Source organism: Pseudomonas sp. EA_65y_Pfl1_P113 (genome assembly GCF_963970525.1).
GTDB classification, from domain to species: domain Bacteria; phylum Pseudomonadota; class Gammaproteobacteria; order Pseudomonadales; family Pseudomonadaceae; genus Aquipseudomonas; species Aquipseudomonas tritici.
Window position 1 is genome coordinate 29,583 of the sequence record NZ_CAXAQM010000015.1, and the last position, 15,719, is coordinate 45,301.

General features: G+C 61.3%; 11 protein-coding genes. 5 read left to right on the plus strand and 6 right to left on the minus strand.

Annotation, left to right across the window (positions count from 1 at the left end; all coding sequences use genetic code 11):
* The first annotated feature begins 28 nt into the window (after nucleotides 1-28).
* The 3 genes from AACY52_RS15485 (at nucleotide 29) to AACY52_RS15495 (ending at nucleotide 2,392) form a co-directional block, all read left to right on the plus strand.
* Nucleotides 29-817 carry a helix-turn-helix transcriptional regulator gene (locus tag AACY52_RS15485; RefSeq protein ID WP_339415709.1) on the plus strand — a complete coding sequence of 263 codons (789 nt, stop codon included), beginning with the start codon at nucleotides 29-31 and terminating at the stop codon, nucleotides 815-817.
* Nucleotides 818-887: 70 nt separating this feature from the next.
* On the plus strand, nucleotides 888-1,190 hold the full coding sequence (locus AACY52_RS15490; RefSeq protein ID WP_339415711.1) for a PsiF family protein: 303 nt from the start codon (nucleotides 888-890) through the stop codon (nucleotides 1,188-1,190).
* A 188-nt stretch (nucleotides 1,191-1,378) separates the two neighbouring features.
* Entirely contained in the window at nucleotides 1,379-2,392 is a 1,014-nt protein-coding gene (locus tag AACY52_RS15495) for an AI-2E family transporter (RefSeq protein ID WP_339415712.1), read from the plus strand.
* A 266-nt stretch (nucleotides 2,393-2,658) separates the two neighbouring features.
* Here the strand turns inward: AACY52_RS15495 and AACY52_RS15500 are convergent, their stop codons facing one another.
* On the minus strand, nucleotides 2,659-3,927 hold the full coding sequence (locus tag AACY52_RS15500; protein ID WP_339415713.1) for an Hsp70 family protein: 1,269 nt from the start codon (nucleotides 3,925-3,927) through the stop codon (nucleotides 2,659-2,661).
* 238 nt (nucleotides 3,928-4,165) lie between these two features.
* Between AACY52_RS15500 and AACY52_RS15505 the strand changes: the two genes are divergently transcribed.
* Both AACY52_RS15505 and AACY52_RS15510 read left to right on the plus strand, forming a co-directional pair.
* The gene (locus AACY52_RS15505; RefSeq protein ID WP_339427236.1) at nucleotides 4,166-5,104 is read left to right on the plus strand and encodes a DnaJ C-terminal domain-containing protein; all 939 of its coding nucleotides are present in this window, start codon (nucleotides 4,166-4,168) and stop codon (nucleotides 5,102-5,104) included.
* Nucleotides 5,105-5,185: 81 nt separating this feature from the next.
* Nucleotides 5,186-12,169: an NEL-type E3 ubiquitin ligase domain-containing protein gene (locus AACY52_RS15510; RefSeq protein ID WP_339560595.1), complete on the plus strand. Its 6,984-nt coding sequence runs from the start codon at nucleotides 5,186-5,188 to the stop codon at nucleotides 12,167-12,169.
* 3 nt (nucleotides 12,170-12,172) lie between these two features.
* Here the strand turns inward: AACY52_RS15510 and ureC are convergent, their stop codons facing one another.
* From ureC to ureA, 5 genes are all read right to left on the minus strand, one after another.
* Entirely contained in the window at nucleotides 12,173-13,873 is a 1,701-nt protein-coding gene (ureC, locus tag AACY52_RS15515) for an urease subunit alpha (protein WP_339415717.1), read from the minus strand.
* 116 nt (nucleotides 13,874-13,989) lie between these two features.
* Nucleotides 13,990-14,295 carry an urease subunit beta gene (locus tag AACY52_RS15520; RefSeq protein WP_339427234.1) on the minus strand — a complete coding sequence of 102 codons (306 nt, stop codon included), beginning with the start codon at nucleotides 14,293-14,295 and terminating at the stop codon, nucleotides 13,990-13,992.
* Nucleotides 14,292-14,825, minus strand: coding sequence for a GNAT family N-acetyltransferase (locus AACY52_RS15525; RefSeq protein WP_339415720.1), 534 nt, complete (start codon nucleotides 14,823-14,825; stop codon nucleotides 14,292-14,294). Before AACY52_RS15525 ends, AACY52_RS15520 begins: the two co-directional genes overlap by 4 nt.
* A 5-nt stretch (nucleotides 14,826-14,830) precedes the next feature.
* Entirely contained in the window at nucleotides 14,831-15,343 is a 513-nt protein-coding gene (locus AACY52_RS15530; protein WP_339427233.1) for an N-acetyltransferase family protein, read from the minus strand.
* 10 nt (nucleotides 15,344-15,353) lie between these two features.
* Nucleotides 15,354-15,656: an urease subunit gamma gene (gene ureA, locus AACY52_RS15535; RefSeq protein WP_339415724.1), complete on the minus strand. Its 303-nt coding sequence runs from the start codon at nucleotides 15,654-15,656 to the stop codon at nucleotides 15,354-15,356.
* Nucleotides 15,657-15,719: the final 63 nt, after the last annotated feature.

Here is a 15,719-nt window from a genome sequence, read left to right on the forward strand (position 1 = left end):
AGACAAGTGACCGCTGTATCCAGACAAAATGGCCAAGCACAACGTACGCCTTCAGGATTTCCCCCAGCTGCCGAGCCCGGTGTACTTGCGCTATTCTGATTTCGCCCCGGACACTGAATGCACCCCGCACCAGCATTTCTGGGGCTCGCTGGATTACTCCGCCAGCGGCGTGATGCGCATGGAAGTGGCCGGCAGCCGCTTCATGTCACCGCCGCAATACGCGGTGTGGGTGCCGCCGCACACCGAACACAGCTCCTACAACGCCGAGGCGATTGTCTACCACTCGGTGGGCCTTGCCCCGGAACTCTGCGAGCCACTGCCGCAACAGCCTTGCACCCTGGCCATCAGCGATATCCTCAAGGCCATCCTTCGCGACTTCGCACAGCGCGACGTGCATATGCCGCAGACCGCATCCGATATCCGCCTGGCCCAAGTGCTGGTGGACCAGCTCAAACAGGCGCCGATCCACGAGTGCTTCCTGCCCTACGCCCGCCACCCCGGGTTGCTCGCAGTATTGGAAGGCATGCAGACCGACCCCGCAGACAACCGCCCCCTGGCACATTGGGCCGAGCAGGTACACGTGAGCGAACGCACCCTGGCGCGTCAGTTTGTGCGCGAACTCGGCATGAGCTTTGGTGAATGGCGCCAGCGCCTGCGCTACCTGGCGGCCATCGAAGCCCTCGACAGCGAGCGCAGCGTGCAACATGTGGCATTCGACTTGGGCTACAGCACCGCCTCGGCTTTTATCGCCATGTTCCAACGCCAGGCGGGTTGTACCCCGGAGCATTATCGGCGCACGCATATACGCAGTCGGTGAAGATGTAGCAGGTTTTGACTACACTGCTGGAAGGCCGTGCTCTCCGGCACGGTAACAGGGAGAAAACTCCATGAAGATGCTGCGAATTCCGCTGTTGATGATGGGCCTGCTGTTGTGTTCCCAGGGCTTTGCCGCCACCGCCCAGCAAAACAAAATGACCACCTGCAACGCTGAAGCCTCCACCAAGACGCTCAAGGGCGACGAGCGCAAGGCCTTCATGAAAACCTGCCTGTCCGCCCCGGCGGCCAACGACGCCAAGACCCTGACCCCGCAGCAGCAGAAGATGAAGGATTGCAATGCATCGGCGAAAACCAAGACGCTGACGGGCGATGCGCGCAAAACCTTTATGAGCACTTGCCTGAAAGGCAGCTGAGTACGCGAATCTCCTGTGGGCTTGCTTTCGAAAGCCGTTTTTCGTTCAACACATCAGTGACTGAACCACCGCCTTCGCGAGCAAGCCCGCTCCCACACTGGCCGTGTTCACAACACTAAGACCTCTCGCTTGATTTCCCCAAGGCTGGCAGACTGCCCATCCTTTAACGCCGTTCGTTTTGAGGCTGTATGCCAACGTTTTCTCAGCGTCATGTGTTGTTGCAGGCCAGCTACATCATCATTTTCGGCGGATTGCTGCTGGTACTGCCGCTCAAATTGCTGCCCAGCCTGCTGGCCGGCCTGCTGGTCTATGAGCTGGTCAACATGCTCACCCCCCAACTGCAACGGCTGATCGAAGGTCGGCGCGCGCGTTGGCTGGCGGTGGCTCTGCTTGGCACCCTGATCGTCAGCGTACTGACGCTGATCTTTGCCGGCGCCATCAGCTTCCTGCTCCACGAAGCGGAAAATCCCGGAGCTTCCCTCGACAAATTCATGGGCGTGGTCGACCGCGCGCGCGGCCAACTGCCGCCGTTTCTCGATGCTTACCTGCCCGCCAGCGCTGCCGAATTCCGCGTGGCCATCGGCGATTGGCTGAGTAAACACCTGAGCGAACTGCAGCTTGTTGGTAAGGATGCCGCGCATATGTTCGTCACCCTGCTGATCGGCATGGTGCTCGGCGCGATCATCGCCTTGCAGCGCGTGCCCGACCTGACCAAACGCAAACCCTTGGCCGCCGCCCTGTTTGATCGCCTGCACTTGCTGGTCCAGGCCTTTCGCAACATTGTTTTCGCCCAGATCAAAATCGCCGCACTCAACACCGCATTCACCGCTGTATTCCTAGCCGTGGTGCTGCCGCTGTGCGGGATTCACCTGCCGCTGACCAAAACCCTGATCGTGCTCACCTTCCTGCTCGGCTTGCTGCCGGTGATCGGCAACCTGATGTCCAACACCCTGATCACCATCGTCGCGCTGTCGCTGTCGATCTGGGTGGCGGTGGCGGCGTTGGGGTATCTGATTGTTATCCACAAGGTCGAGTACTTCCTCAACGCGCGGATCGTGGGTGGGCAGATCAGTGCCAAATCGTGGGAGTTGTTGCTGGCGATGCTGGTGTTTGAAGCCGCGTTTGGTTTGCCGGGGGTGGTAGCGGGGCCGATTTATTATGCGTATTTGAAGAGTGAGCTGAAGCTGGGCGGGATGGTTTAGGGGCAGTTGCGAGTGGCGAGTTGCAAGCGGCAAGCGGCAAGTAAAAGCGGGTTTGCGTTTGCTTGGGGCCAATCGCACCCATCCCGCAACAGTTGTGCGAAGTCGTGGAGCGCTACGGCGTCACTACTGAGTAGGGGGGAAGATGTACGCAGGTCAAAATGTGGGAGCGGGCTTGCTCGTGAATGCGGTGGATCAGTCAGAGCAGCTTTGACTGACACTTCCCTATTCGCGAGCAAGCCCGCTTCACACATTTGAACCGCAGTGTTTCAGCAGCCGTATCGCTTGCTCGCCTCAATCGCCAGCCCGCTGCCGATGCTGCCAAAGATATTCCCTTCCACATGCCGCGCATTTGGCAGCATGGCCGAGATGCTGTGACGCAGTGCCGGAATCCCGCTGGAACCGCCGGTAAAGAACACCGTGTCTACCTGCGCCACACTGACCGATGCATCGTTGAGCAACTGCGTCACACTGCCGCGCACGCGCTCCAGCAAGCCGTCGATGGCCGACTCGAACAGCGCCCGGCTCAGCTCCACGCTCAGCCCCGGCTCAACCCGGTCCAGCGCCACATGGCGGCTGTCTTCATGGGTCAGCTGGATCTTGGTTTCTTCCACTTCCATCGCCAACCAGTGCCCGGCGCGCTGTTCGATCAGCTTGAACAGGCGATCGATACCACCGGTGTCCTCGATGTCATAGCGCATGCTGCCCAACGCCAGCTGGGATTTCTGCGAGTACACCGAGTTGATGGTGTGCCAGGTGGCGAGGTTCATGTGATGGCTGGTGGGCATGTAGGCGCCACTTTTCATGCGGCTGCCGTAGCCAAACAACGGCATCATGCCTTGCAGGCTCAGTTGTTTATCGAAGTCGGTACCGCCGATGTGCACGCCGCCGGTGGCGAGGATGTCGTCGTGGCGGTTGTCGTTGTGACGACGGTCCGGCGACAGGCGCACCAGCGAGAAGTCTGACGTACCCCCGCCGATGTCGACGATCAGTACCAGCTCTTCCTTCTCGATGGTGGACTCGTAGTCGAAGGCGGCGGCAATCGGTTCGTACTGGAACGAGATGTCCTTGAAGCCGATCTTGCGCGCAACGTCGACCAGGGTGTTTTCCGCTTCCTGGTCGGCCATCGGGTCGTCATCGACGAAAAACACCGGGCGGCCCAGCACCACTTCTTCGAACTCACGGCCGGCGTTTGCTTCGGCGCGGCTCTTGAGTTGGCCGATAAACAGCGCCAGCAAGTCGGTGAAGGGCATTGCGGTGCCGAGCACGCTGGTGTCGTGCTTGATCAACTTGGAACCCAGCAGGCTCTTGAGCGAGCGCATCAGCCGGCCTTCGTAGTTTTCCAGGTACTCATGCAGGGCCAGGCGGCCGTAGACCGGACGACGCTCCTCGAAGTTGAAGAACACCACCGACGGCAGGGTGATTTTGTCGTCCTCCAGCGCGATAAGCGTTTCCATGCCGGGACGGATCCAGCCGACGGTGGAGTTGGACGTGCCAAAGTCGATACCGCAGGCACGGGCTGGGGATGGGTTTTTCATGTCTATCAGGTTCCGGTCGAAAAACGGCCGCGCAGTGTATGCGAGTCGAAGGCGGATGCGTAGGCCGGCCATCCGTTTAATCAAGCTTGAAACCTGGGGATTTGCCCCAATATCTGCTGCATACGGCAAGTGCCGAAAACATTTTGACGCACCCCCAGGCCACAAGACTCTACAGGTGCAATACAGCGCACGTTGTGCCCCGGGCTGTGCGATCTCGATTTAGGAGGGTGAACCGCCGATGGATTTCAAAGACTATTACAAGATTCTGGGTGTCGAGCCGACGGCCGATGACAAAGAAATCAAGGCCGCGTATCGCAAACTCGCGCGCAAATATCACCCGGATGTGAGCAAGGAGAAAGACGCCGAAGCCAAGTTCAAGGACGCGTCCGAAGCCTATGAAGCGCTTAAAAGCGCCGACAAGCGCGCCGAGTACGACGAGCTGCGCAAATACGGCCAGCATGGCCAGCCATTCCAGGGGCCACCAGGCTGGCAGAGCCGTGGTGGCTATGGCGGTGGTGGTGGCGGTGAGGAATTTTCGGACTTCTTCAGCTCCATCTTCGGCTCCCGCGGCGATGCCTTTGGTGGCGGCCAGCGTCGCCCTGCCGGGCGCAAGGGCCAGGATGTGGAGATGCAGCTCACCGTGTCGCTTGAAGAGACGCTGTCGACCGAGTCCAAGCCGATCAGCTTCCAGGTGCCGCAATACGACGCCTCGGGCCGGCATGTGAGCAATACCACCAAGAGCCTGAACGTGAAGATCCCCGCCGGCGTGGCCGACGGTGAGCGCATCCGCCTCAAGGCGCAAGGCGCGCCGGGTATTGGCGGTGGGGCCAATGGCGACCTGTACCTGATCATCAAGTTTGCGCCGCACCCGAAGTTTGAAGTGGAAGGTGAAAACCTGATCATCAACTTGCCGCTGGCACCTTGGGAGCTGGCGCTGGGCACGGAAGTGGCAGTCCCGACCCTCACCGGCAAGATCAACCTCAAGGTTCCAGCCGGCAGCCAAAATGGTCAGCGCGTGCGCGCCAAGGGGCATGGCTTGTTGAACAAGGCCGGGGAGCGCGGCTTCCTGTACATACAGCTCAAGGCCGTGATGCCCAAGCAGGCGGATGACGAGACCATCGCCCTGTGGCAGGAATTGGCGAAAAAAGCTGCGTTCAATCCACGAGAACACTTCTAAACCTTCATCGCTACATTTATCTACCGTCGAACGCCCGAGTGGGCATGATGTGCTGACGCTCCATTTCACAGGAGCGACATCATGCCCGACCTCTCGGCGACGCCGCCGGCTACTCAGAGCCTGCACCGCACCTTTCTTGAGCAATCAAGCCCCGCCTGGTTGATCAATGCCACCCCCGAACGTCGCACTGCCCTAAAAGCAGCCCCGGCCGCACTGCCTGACTTCTATCGCCAGGCATCGGCGTCCCAGCGCAAGACCGTGCGCGCGTGTTTCACTCAGCGCTTTGCTGCACAGACCGCGCTCGACAAAGCCATGTCGACCCTGCAAGACATCGACACCTTTGCCGCCCCCTTATTGGCTAAGGCCTTGAAAGACACCTACAAGGTCGAACTGGACCTCAACACCACCTTGTTGTGCCTCAATAAACCGATCGAGGTCGGCATACTCGCTATCGAGATCAGCCGTTTCGAGGTGTCGCGCCTGCCCTTGTTGCAGGCGGCGCTGCACAGTTTTGAAGCCCGTGAATGCGAAGCGGGCGCCTTTCATCATTCGTCGGGGTTTCTGGTGCCGGGGGCGACGCCGGGCCACTTCGAAACACTTGCCACCCCGCTGACGGTGACGCAGTTCATCCGTCTGTGCCGCACGTTGGACGTGGGTGCGAAATATCAGCGCTACCTGAAAAACTACCTGCAACCTGCCGAGCCGGGCGCGGAGCAAGCGTTGCGCGACACATTCATCAGCGCCCAAAAAGCGGCCCTGGCTGCCGCAGCCGAGCAGGCACTGCTGAGCAACGATATCGAGCCTGCCGATTACCGCTTGATGCAGAGCGTGATCGAAGGGTCGCTCAACCCCAAGGTCAACGGCAAGCCCGTGTGGTTTCGCGACCTTGGCTTGATGAATAAGCGCATGACCGGCTGCCTCGCCTTTGTCATCTGCGAAAAATTTCGTTACAGCGACGACGTCATTCTCTACATCCCCAACGACCCGCAGCACCCGCTCAAGCGCTTTACCTGGGCGCAACTGACGGCCACCTTCAAGCAGCGCTTTACTGCGCGCGACGCCACAGCCCCAGATGACGGTAGCCCGACGGCCTACCAGCGGTTTTTCAGCCAGTTCGTGGCTTACAGCGACCGACCTGCGTATTTCAGCCAATTCACGGAAGACGCACCGGCCCGCTCCTTTGGCGAGGCCCTGTTACCTCATGTATCGTTGTTGACGGAGTTGGCCCAGGGCTTCAATCCCTTTCGCGTATTCACCGATATCAAGGAACTGCCACCCGGCCCACCGCCTGTCAGGGAAGCCAACCCTGACCCCTTTCTCGCGCCCACCGCGTTGACGCGCGCGGGCCACGGCATTTGGGCGGCCAACGTCGACCTGTGGCACTACCTCTTCGAGCAACACCGCGACAAAATGATCGGCGACGCGCGCAGCCATGCCGTCCCCACGGCAGACGTGGACGCGCGGGTGCGCTCGGAGAAGCTGGCGCGCTTGCTCAACATCGGCATGCTGGTGTTGAACACGGTCTCGATGTTCGTCCCGGTGCTGGGCGAAGTGATGATGGGGGTGATGGCGGGCCAGTTGTTGTACGAAACGCTTGAAGGTTCGTTGGAATGGAGTGAGGGGGATCGCCAGGCTGCCAAGGTCCACCTGGTGGACGTGGCCGAAAACCTGGCACTGCTCGGGGCGATGGCGGCAGGCGGTAAAGTCGCGGGCAAACTGCTTGCAGCCAAACCCGAACCGGTGATCGAAGCGCTGGCACCGGTGACCTTGCCTGGGGGGCAGGGGCGGCTGTGGAAACCTGCATTCGACGGCTACGAAAGCCCTGACGTATTGCTCGCGGATGCCGCGCCCAACGCGGCGGGCCAGTATCATCAGGCGGGCAAGACCTACATCCGTCAGTCGGGTAAGGTCTACGAAAAAACCTACGACGAAAGCCTGCAACGCTGGCGGATCAAGCACCCTGCCGACCCCGACGCCTATCAACCGCCACTCACGCACAATGGCGCCGGGGCCTGGCGCCTGACCCATGAACAGCCGTCGAGCTGGAACCGGGTCACGCTGTTGCGCCGCATGGGGCCGGTGACGGACGGTTTCACCGATGACCAATTGTTGGCCATCGCCGACATCGCTGGGGCCGGCGATCACACGTTGCGCAAAATGCACTTGGACAACCAACCGCCGCCGCCTGAAGTGGCAGACGCCTTGCGGTTGTTCAGCGTGGAGCGGGATGTGGCACAAGTGATCGAGCAAGTGAGCAGCGGTCGGGCGGTCGATGGCCGTTATCTGTATGTATTGCCACTGGTCACCGAGTTGCCGCGCTGGCCTGCGGGCAGGACGCTGCGCGTGTTTGACGGGCCGGGCCTGAGCGGACGCTCACAGACCTATGGTGTAGAACGCATCAACAATGCCTTGAAGCAGCGACCGACGATTCGCATCAGCCGTGCCGACGTACTGAACGGTCAATTACCGTCGCATATCCTGGCGGCGCTGGATGAGTCGGAAGTGGTCGACCTGCTTGGCAGCGAGCCGGCGCGGGTGCGCGATAACCGCGCATTGGAGTTCAGCAAACAACTGGCTGACTACGCCCGCACCCGCCAACCGGCAATATTCGACAGCTTGTACACCGGCACCCGGCGCACGCCGCCGAGGGTGGCCAAACTGCAACGGCTTTACCCTGGCCTGAGCGAATCCGCCGCGCATACCCTGCTCGACGAAACCGACACCGAACAATTGATCCGCCTGCACGATACCGGGCGCGTGCCGTTGGAGATGCAAGAGCGCGCGCGCTGGTATGTGCGCCAGGGCCGGGTCGGCCACGCGTTTGCTGGCCTGCACATGGAAAACCTGACCTCGGCCGACAGCAAGCGCTTGGCCTTGCACACCCTGGGACACTTGCCGGGCTGGTCGGGCCAACTGCGACTTGAGGTGCGCGAAGGCAGCATCGACGGCGCTTTGCTTGACAGCATCGGCAGCGAGACCGCCGCGCAACGCAAATACTTGGTCAAGAAAGGGCCGCGCTACCAAGCATTCAACGCGCGCGGTGAGGCCCTTAACAGCCTCACGCAGCACGGTGATAGTTTTTACGATTCGATCATGCACGCCTTGCCGGATGATGCGCGTCAGGCGCTGGGTATGCCGCAGGTCAGCCAAAGCCTGGCGTTACGTCGAGCAATCATCGACTACGCGGTGGAGCATCGCCAGGCGTCGGCGCAGATCGTTGAAGGCCATGTGCGAGGTCAACCTTGGTTCAAACCGCCGCAGCGGATTTCGCCGAGGCTGATCGGCTACCCCGCCAGCGGTCGCGGCGAGGGCATGATGGCGTCGTTGGCCAGCCGGGTGCGGGCGGTTTATCCACAACTCACGGAGGACGAAGCCAATGGATTCATCCTCAGGCGCATGACCGCAGGAGACGACGAATCGCAAATCTACAACCTGCTCAATAATCGTATGCGCGAATGGCAAACGCTGGAGAGTACCCTCGACCAATGGGCCGGCGCGCCTTCGGCCGAATTGATGCAGGGATTTTTCGCGGCAATGGGCGGCAAGCGACAGGTCGTTCAGGCGATCAAAGCCTGCTGGCGGCGTTCGCCCCTGGCCGAGCGAGCGCGTTTTGCCGAACTGGAGATATTTACCGATGAGCCCTTACCGGCGTTAACCGCAGACTTTTCCCATGTACGCACCTTGACCCTTAGCGGTCGCGGGATCACCAATGCCACGGTTGAGCAGGTGCTCGGCTATTTTCCGCAGATTGAAACCCTCAGGCTGGTGGCCAACACTCCCGATCTGAGTGCGGTTCCCGCGGCGCTGGAGCACATGCCGCACCTGACGAATTTGAGCATCGCCTCGAATTTTCCGTTGGAACAGATGCAGGTAATGCGCCTGGGCAATCTCACCGGTTTGCGGGAACTCAGCCTGGAGTGTGCGTTGACGTCCGGGCAGGTGCTGGATGTCAGCCGTCTGAGCCAACTGCGCAGGTTAAAACTCGGCAGGGCCTTCCAGTGGCGGTTCCCGACCGGCGTATTTCAATTGCCTCTGCTGGAACGTCTGGACTTTTCCAGCTCATCGATCAGTACGCTGCCGCCCGAGATGTTCCAGCCGGGGCGTGAGCGGCTGTGGTCGGGGCTGACCATGAATTGGTCGCACATCAGCCGAGAGCAGTTCCTACCGGCGTTCGCCTACGTGACCCGTCACGCCGAACACCTGTTGGACCTGGAGCAAATGGTCCGCAGTTACTGCGAGGGCGAACTGAGCCGGCTGCAATGGCAGGGCCACGACGAACTGAGCTATATGGGTCTGATGGAGCAGCGTCAGGCATTGTTCGAAGCGTTCAAGGCACAGGTGAGCGGCTTTCAGGCGCGGTTTAATGCCATGGAAGCCTTGAGCACCGAATACGCCGAATTGAACCGCACACTGGATGACTGGAGCCACACCCTCGACACCTCGGGCGAAGGCATGCGGCGCTCCAATTTGCGCTTCACTTTGCGGGCGTGCTGGTACAACGGCCTGCTCAAGCGCTTCGGTACCGCGCAACGGTCATCAAAATTGGTCGTGCGCGCGTTGGCCGTGAGCGAACTGCCCGAGTTGGCGCCCGAGGGCTTTGCCCATGTCGAGACGTTGCAACTGATCGGTGCACGCGTGCCGCCTGCACAGTTGGCCCGGTTCATTCAGAATTTTGCCAACGTGCGCACACTGGACCTCAGCAATTGCGCCCTCGTCGAGTCGCCGCTGGCGCCGGGTGCGCTGCCGTCGCTTGCGCACCTCAACCTGGCAGATAACCCGATCATCGCGCTGGATGTGAGCGCCATGCCGGGTTTACAAGCGCTTAATCTTAGCCGCACAAAACTGCAGAGTTGGCCGATCGGGGCGCAAAACCTGACGCAACTGTCTTGGCTGGATTTGCGTGATAGCCAGCTCACCCACGTGCCGCAGGTCGCTCTGGACCGCGATGGATTGGTCATTGCCAGCAACCTGACCGGGGCGCCGCTGGACCCCGCCACCCAGTCGGCATTCGCGGCGGCGCAGCAGCGGGTTGAGGACGCTTACGGTCTGGCGCATGGCGCCCTGGGCCGGTTTGCCTTGGAGGACGTTCCGGACGCGTTTCCACCGATCGAGACCGGTATGACGGTTATCCAGCGGTTACTGCCTCTGCCATCGGACGCCGCAGGCCGCGCGCTATCGGTTGAGCAGCGCCTGCAACGCCTTAACCCTGCGCTGCAACCTGACGCCTTGCACGCCTGGGCACAGCATCTGCAGGCCGATGGCGCCACCGAGCTGAGCATTCACCTGCGTGTTCTGGAGTGGGAGCGTTCGTCGCAGACGTTGACCCGTGAACTGAATGATTGGATGTTTATCCGCGAAGCCCACGGTCACGGCTGGCGGGTTTCGTCCCAGACACGCCGATGGGCGGCGCAACGCATTCTTGAGTCCTGGCGCAGCAGCCTGTTGCCGGGCGAGGCCGTTCAGCGCGCGCTGGTACTGGAGGGCGTCCAGGTCGGCGATTTGCCTGGATTGCCCACCGGCTTCACCCACGTTGAAAGCTTGAACCTGAAGGGCGTCAGGTTGACCGAGGACGGCTCCAACGGTTTTCTGCACGCATTTCCTCAGCTGCGTACGTTGATGCTCAACGGCAACCTGCTGGTGGAGGTGCCCGAGGCTGTCAGCCGCATGGAACATCTGCAGCGCCTGGAACTGTCGACCAACCCACTGATAGACCCCGCGCGCCTGTACCGCGCATTGGCCACGATGCCACAACTGCGGTGGCTGGATCTCAGCCATTGCAACCTGGAAACGTTCGATATGCAGGCGTTCCCGCATCTGCAAACACTCGATATTGCCAGTAACCGACTGACAGACTGGCCCGCAGGCGTCTTGCAGCATGCGGCCTTGAACCGACTGAATCTGAGCCTCAACGAAATCGATGTAATTCCGCCCCTGGCGCTTGAGGGTGGCCATGACGCATTGATGTTCGGTACCGATCTTTCCGGCAACATGCAACTGCCGCGCGAGGCGCTGGAGCGGCTGCAAGACTATGCCGAGCGCACCGAGCGCACTCATGCGCTGGGCTTTTCCAGGCGCGAGTTGCGGCAAATGCTTGAGCAACTTGACAGCCCGACGAGCAGCGAAGACGAGGACGCGCCGGCCGAACCCGATGAAGTGCTTGAACCGGTGCAAGCCACGCCAGCAGAGCGCGATCCGTGGTTTGAAACACTGGAATCTGAAACGCTGCAAGAACATCGCGGGCTTTGGGATCAGTTAGAGGCGGAGCCGGACAGCGCGGCGTTTTTTAATCTGCTGAAGATGTTGCAGGACACCAAGGAATTCAGGGTGGCTCGCGCCGACCTGACACGACGCGTATGGCGGGTACTCAAGGCCGCGGGCGCTGACACTGAGCTGCGGCAAACCCTATTCGGCATCTCTAATACTCATGGCACCTGCGTCGACGGACGTATTCTTACCTTCAGCGGGCTGGAGGTGAAGGTTTACGAGCACGACACTCTGTTTGGGATCGACCCGTCGCGGCTGGATCTCAAGGGGCCGGCGCTGTTGAAGCTGTCCCGGCAATTGTTTCGTCTAGGGCAGGTTGAAGCGTTGGCGTCCGCAGAAATTGCACGGCGTGCCCACCCTGACGAGGCCGAGATTCGCCTGGAATACCGTGTGGGATTGCAGTCCAGACTGGACCTGCCGGCCCAGCCCGCGCATATGAACTATGGCATGCCGCTCCCGAGGCAGCAGCTGGAGGCTGCGGTCCAGAGCGTATTGGCCGCGGAGAGCACCCAGGCGTTTTTCCACGAACTGGTCGCGCGTGGCTACTGGGTTGATTACTTACAGCAGAAATACCCCGAGACGTTCGCGCAGTGGCAGCGCAGCCGTGACTCGAGGCTGGATGCACTGGAAAGCGCCCATCCACAGTTCGATCAGGATTACACGAATGCCTTGAACGCGCTCTACAGTCAGGTGGAGGAGGAGCGCTATCAAACCCTGCTCGACTTGTCGCAACGTGAGGTGGTGGCCCAGGCCGGGGACCAGCCCGGCCCATCGCGGGCTGAAGTGCAGCCGCTGGGCTGACGTTCAAAACAGGAAATACCGCTGGGCCATCGGCAGCACGTCCGCCGGTTCACACCACAGCAGCACGCCGTCGGCCTTGACCTGATAAGTTTGCGGGTCCACTTCAATATCCGGCAGGTAATCGTTGTGGATCAAGTCGGTTTTCTGCACGTCGCGGCAGCCCTTGACCACGGCGATCTGCTTTTTCAAACCCAGGGCTTCGGGCAATCCGGCGTCCTGCGCGGCCTGGCTGATAAAGGTCAGGCTGGTGGCGTGCAACGAACTGCCGAAGCTGGCGAACATCGGGCGGTAGTGCACCGGCTGCGGCGTGGGGATCGAGGCGTTGGCATCGCCCATCAGGCTTGAGGCAATCGCGCCGCCCTTGAGGATCAGGGTCGGCTTGATGCCAAAGAATGCCGGGCGCCACAGCACCAGGTCGGCCCATTTGCCGACTTCGATGGAACCGACGATATGGCTGAGGCCGTGGGTGATCGCCGGGTTGATGGTGTACTTGGCGATGTAGCGCTTGGCGCGGAAGTTGTCGTTGCCGGGGCCGTCGCCGGGCAGGGCGCCGCGCTGTTTTTTCATCTTGTCGGCGGTCTGCCAGGTGCGCGTGATCACCTCGCCCACGCGGCCCATGGCCTGGCTGTCGGAGCTGATCATCGAGAATGCGCCGAGGTCGTGCAGGATGTCTTCGGCGGCGATGGTCTCGCGGCGGATGCGGCTTTCGGCGAAGGCCACGTCTTCGGCAATGCTCGGGTCGAGGTGATGGCAGACCATCAGCATGTCCAGGTGTTCGTCGATGGTATTGCGTGTGAACGGCCGCGTCGGGTTGGTGGAACTGGGGAGCACGTTGGGGAAGCCGCAGGCCTTGATGATATCCGGCGCGTGCCCCCCACCGGCACCCTCGGTGTGGTAGGTGTGGATGGTGCGGCCCTTGAGCGCGGCCAATGTGGTTTCGACAAAGCCGGACTCGTTGAGGGTGTCGCTGTGGATCGCCACCTGCACATCGTATTGGTCGGCGACGCTCAGGCAGTTGTCGATGCTCGCGGGCGTGGTGCCCCAGTCTTCGTGCAGCTTCAAACCGATGGCGCCGGCCTTGACCTGTTCGATCAACGGCTCCGGCAGGCTGGCGTTGCCCTTGCCGGTAAAGCCGATGTTCATCGCAAACGAATCGCTGGCCTGGAGCATGCGCGCCAGGTGCCAGGGCCCGGAGGTGCAAGTGGTCGCGTTGGTGCCGGTGGCCGGGCCGGTGCCGCCGCCGATCATGGTAGTGACGCCGCTGGTCAGTGCTTCTTCGATCTGCTGCGGGCAGATGAAATGCACATGGCTGTCGATGCCGCCGGCGGTGAGGATCATGCCCTCACCGGCGATCACTTCGGTACTGGCGCCGATGGCCATGGTCACGCCGGGCTGGATGTCCGGGTTGCCGGCCTTGCCGATGGCGTGGATGCGCCCGTTCTTCAGGCCCACATCGGCCTTGACGATGCCCCAGTGGTCGATGATCAACGCGTTGGTGATCAGTGTGTCGACGACTTCATGGGCGAGTAATTGGCTTTGACCCTGACCGTCGCGGATGACCTTGCCGCCGCCGAATTTGACTTCTTCGCCGTAGACGGTGAAGTCCTGTTCGACTTCCACGAACAGGTCAGTGTCGGCCAGGCGGACCTTGTCACCGACGGTGGGGCCGTACATGTCGGCATATGCCTGACGGGTGATTTTCATAGCCTCGGTCCTCGGATATGAGCTGCGAGCTTTAAGCTGCGAGCTTCAAGAAAAAGCAGGTGTGGCGCCACAAGCTGCTCTTTCTTGCAGCTTGCAGCTTGATGCTTGCAGTCGACCTAAAGCTCGCCCATGACTCTTCCCGCAAACCCATAAACTCGCCGCATTCCGCTCAGTTCGACGAGTTCGACAGTCCTCGCCTGCCCCGGCTCAAACCGCACCGCCGTTCCCGCCGGAATATTCAAGCGCATGCCACGGCTTGCCGCGCGGTCAAACGTCAGCGCGTCATTGGTCTCGAAAAAATGGTAGTGCGAACCCACCTGGATAGGCCGGTCGCCGCTGTTGGCCACACTGAGGGTGACGGTGCGCCGGCCCACGTTGAGTTCGATGTCGCCAGGCTGGATCTGATATTCGCCAGGAATCATGCAGGTTGCCCCAGGGTCTTGAAGTAGATAGCGGTCGGGCTGTAGCGCCCGTCCGGGCGTTGGCAGTAGTCGGGCAGTTCGCCGATCTTGGTGTAGCGCAGGGACTGGTAGAAGGCTTCGGCGCCGGAGCCAGCCTCGGTGTCCAGGTACAGCAGGCCACGTTTGTGCTGGCGGGCAGCGAGTTCCAGGGTGTTCATCAGTTGCTGGCCCAGGCCATGGCGCCGTGCGCGGCTGTGCACCAGCAGTTTTTGTACTTCGGCGCGGTTCAGGCCGTTGGCTTTCTGGCACAGCGCCAACTGCACGCTGGCGATGACCTGCTCGTCGCGCACCACCACCCACAGCAGCAGGCTGGCGTCTTCAATACTCGCCTGCACGCCGTTCAGATACGCACGCGCTTGAGCCTCATCGAAATCGGCCATGAAACCCACTGAAGCGCCATGCTTGACCGCGTCCAGCAACAGCTCGATCAAGCCCAGGCGGTAGTGGGCAAAACTTTCAGTATGGACTCGACGCAGTTGAGCCGCGTTCATCGATGTCACTCCTGGGGCGGTTCTGCGCCCGGATTCAAGGCAAGCTGCATAAAGGTGAGGTCGAGCCAGCGGCCAAACTTGATACCCACTTGCGGCATCTGCCCGGTGGTGATGAACCCCAGGCGTTCATGCAGGCGGATCGAGGCCTGGTTGCTGCTTTCGATGGCGGCGACCATCACGTGTTTGCCGCAGGTGCGCGCGCGTTCGATCAAGCCTTCCATCAGGCGCGGGCCCAGGCCCTTGCCGCGTTGGTCGCTGCGCACATACACCGAGTGTTCGACGCTGTAGCGGAAGCCCTCGAACGGGCGCCAGTCGCCAAACGCGGCGTAGCCCGTGACTTCGCCGTTTTCCACCGCCACCAGGACCGGATATCCCAGAGCCTGGCGCGCGCTGAACCAGGCTTTACGGTTGGCCAGGTCCACCGGTTGTTCGTTCCAGATCGCCGTCGTATTCAGCACCGCATCGTTGTAGATGTCGCGAATCGCAGGCAGGTCCTGCTCGGTTGCATCACGAATCATGGCCGGCCTCTTACGCAATGGGTTGGTGGACGGTGACCAGCTTGGTGCCGTCGGGGAAGGTGGCTTCGACCTGGACATCCGGGATCATTTCCGGGATGCCTTCCATCACCTGCTCGCGGCTGAGCAGGGTGGTACCGTAGTGCATCAGCTCGGCCACGGTGCGGCCGTCGCGGGCGCCTTCCATCAAGGCGGCGCAGATGTAGGCGATGGTTTCCGGGTAGTTGAGCTTCACCCCGCGCGCCAGGCGGCGCTCGGCTACCAGGCCGGCGGTGAAAATCAGCAGTTTGTCTTTTTCCCGTGGGGTCAGGTCCATGGTTCAAGGTCTCTCTTAGGCAGCATTCTTATCAACAATGGAGATCCCGTGTGGGGGCGAGCA

Coding starts and splice junctions, on each gene's coding strand:
- AACY52_RS15530 (WP_339427233.1), bottom strand. CDS start 15,343: ATGATTCGTGATGCAACCGAGCAGGACCTGCCTGCGATTCGCGACATC.
- AACY52_RS15500 (WP_339415713.1), bottom strand. CDS start 3,927: ATGAAAAACCCATCCCCAGCCCGTGCCTGCGGTATCGACTTTGGCACG.
- AACY52_RS15490 (WP_339415711.1), top strand. CDS start 888: ATGAAGATGCTGCGAATTCCGCTGTTGATGATGGGCCTGCTGTTGTGT.
- ureA (WP_339415724.1), bottom strand. CDS start 15,656: ATGGACCTGACCCCACGGGAAAAAGACAAACTGCTGATTTTCACCGCC.
- AACY52_RS15495 (WP_339415712.1), top strand. CDS start 1,379: ATGCCAACGTTTTCTCAGCGTCATGTGTTGTTGCAGGCCAGCTACATC.
- AACY52_RS15525 (WP_339415720.1), bottom strand. CDS start 14,825: ATGAACGCGGCTCAACTGCGTCGAGTCCATACTGAAAGTTTTGCCCAC.
- AACY52_RS15485 (WP_339415709.1), top strand. CDS start 29: ATGGCCAAGCACAACGTACGCCTTCAGGATTTCCCCCAGCTGCCGAGC.
- ureC (WP_339415717.1), bottom strand. CDS start 13,873: ATGAAAATCACCCGTCAGGCATATGCCGACATGTACGGCCCCACCGTC.
- AACY52_RS15510 (WP_339560595.1), top strand. CDS start 5,186: ATGCCCGACCTCTCGGCGACGCCGCCGGCTACTCAGAGCCTGCACCGC.
- AACY52_RS15505 (WP_339427236.1), top strand. CDS start 4,166: ATGGATTTCAAAGACTATTACAAGATTCTGGGTGTCGAGCCGACGGCC.
- AACY52_RS15520 (WP_339427234.1), bottom strand. CDS start 14,295: ATGATTCCTGGCGAATATCAGATCCAGCCTGGCGACATCGAACTCAAC.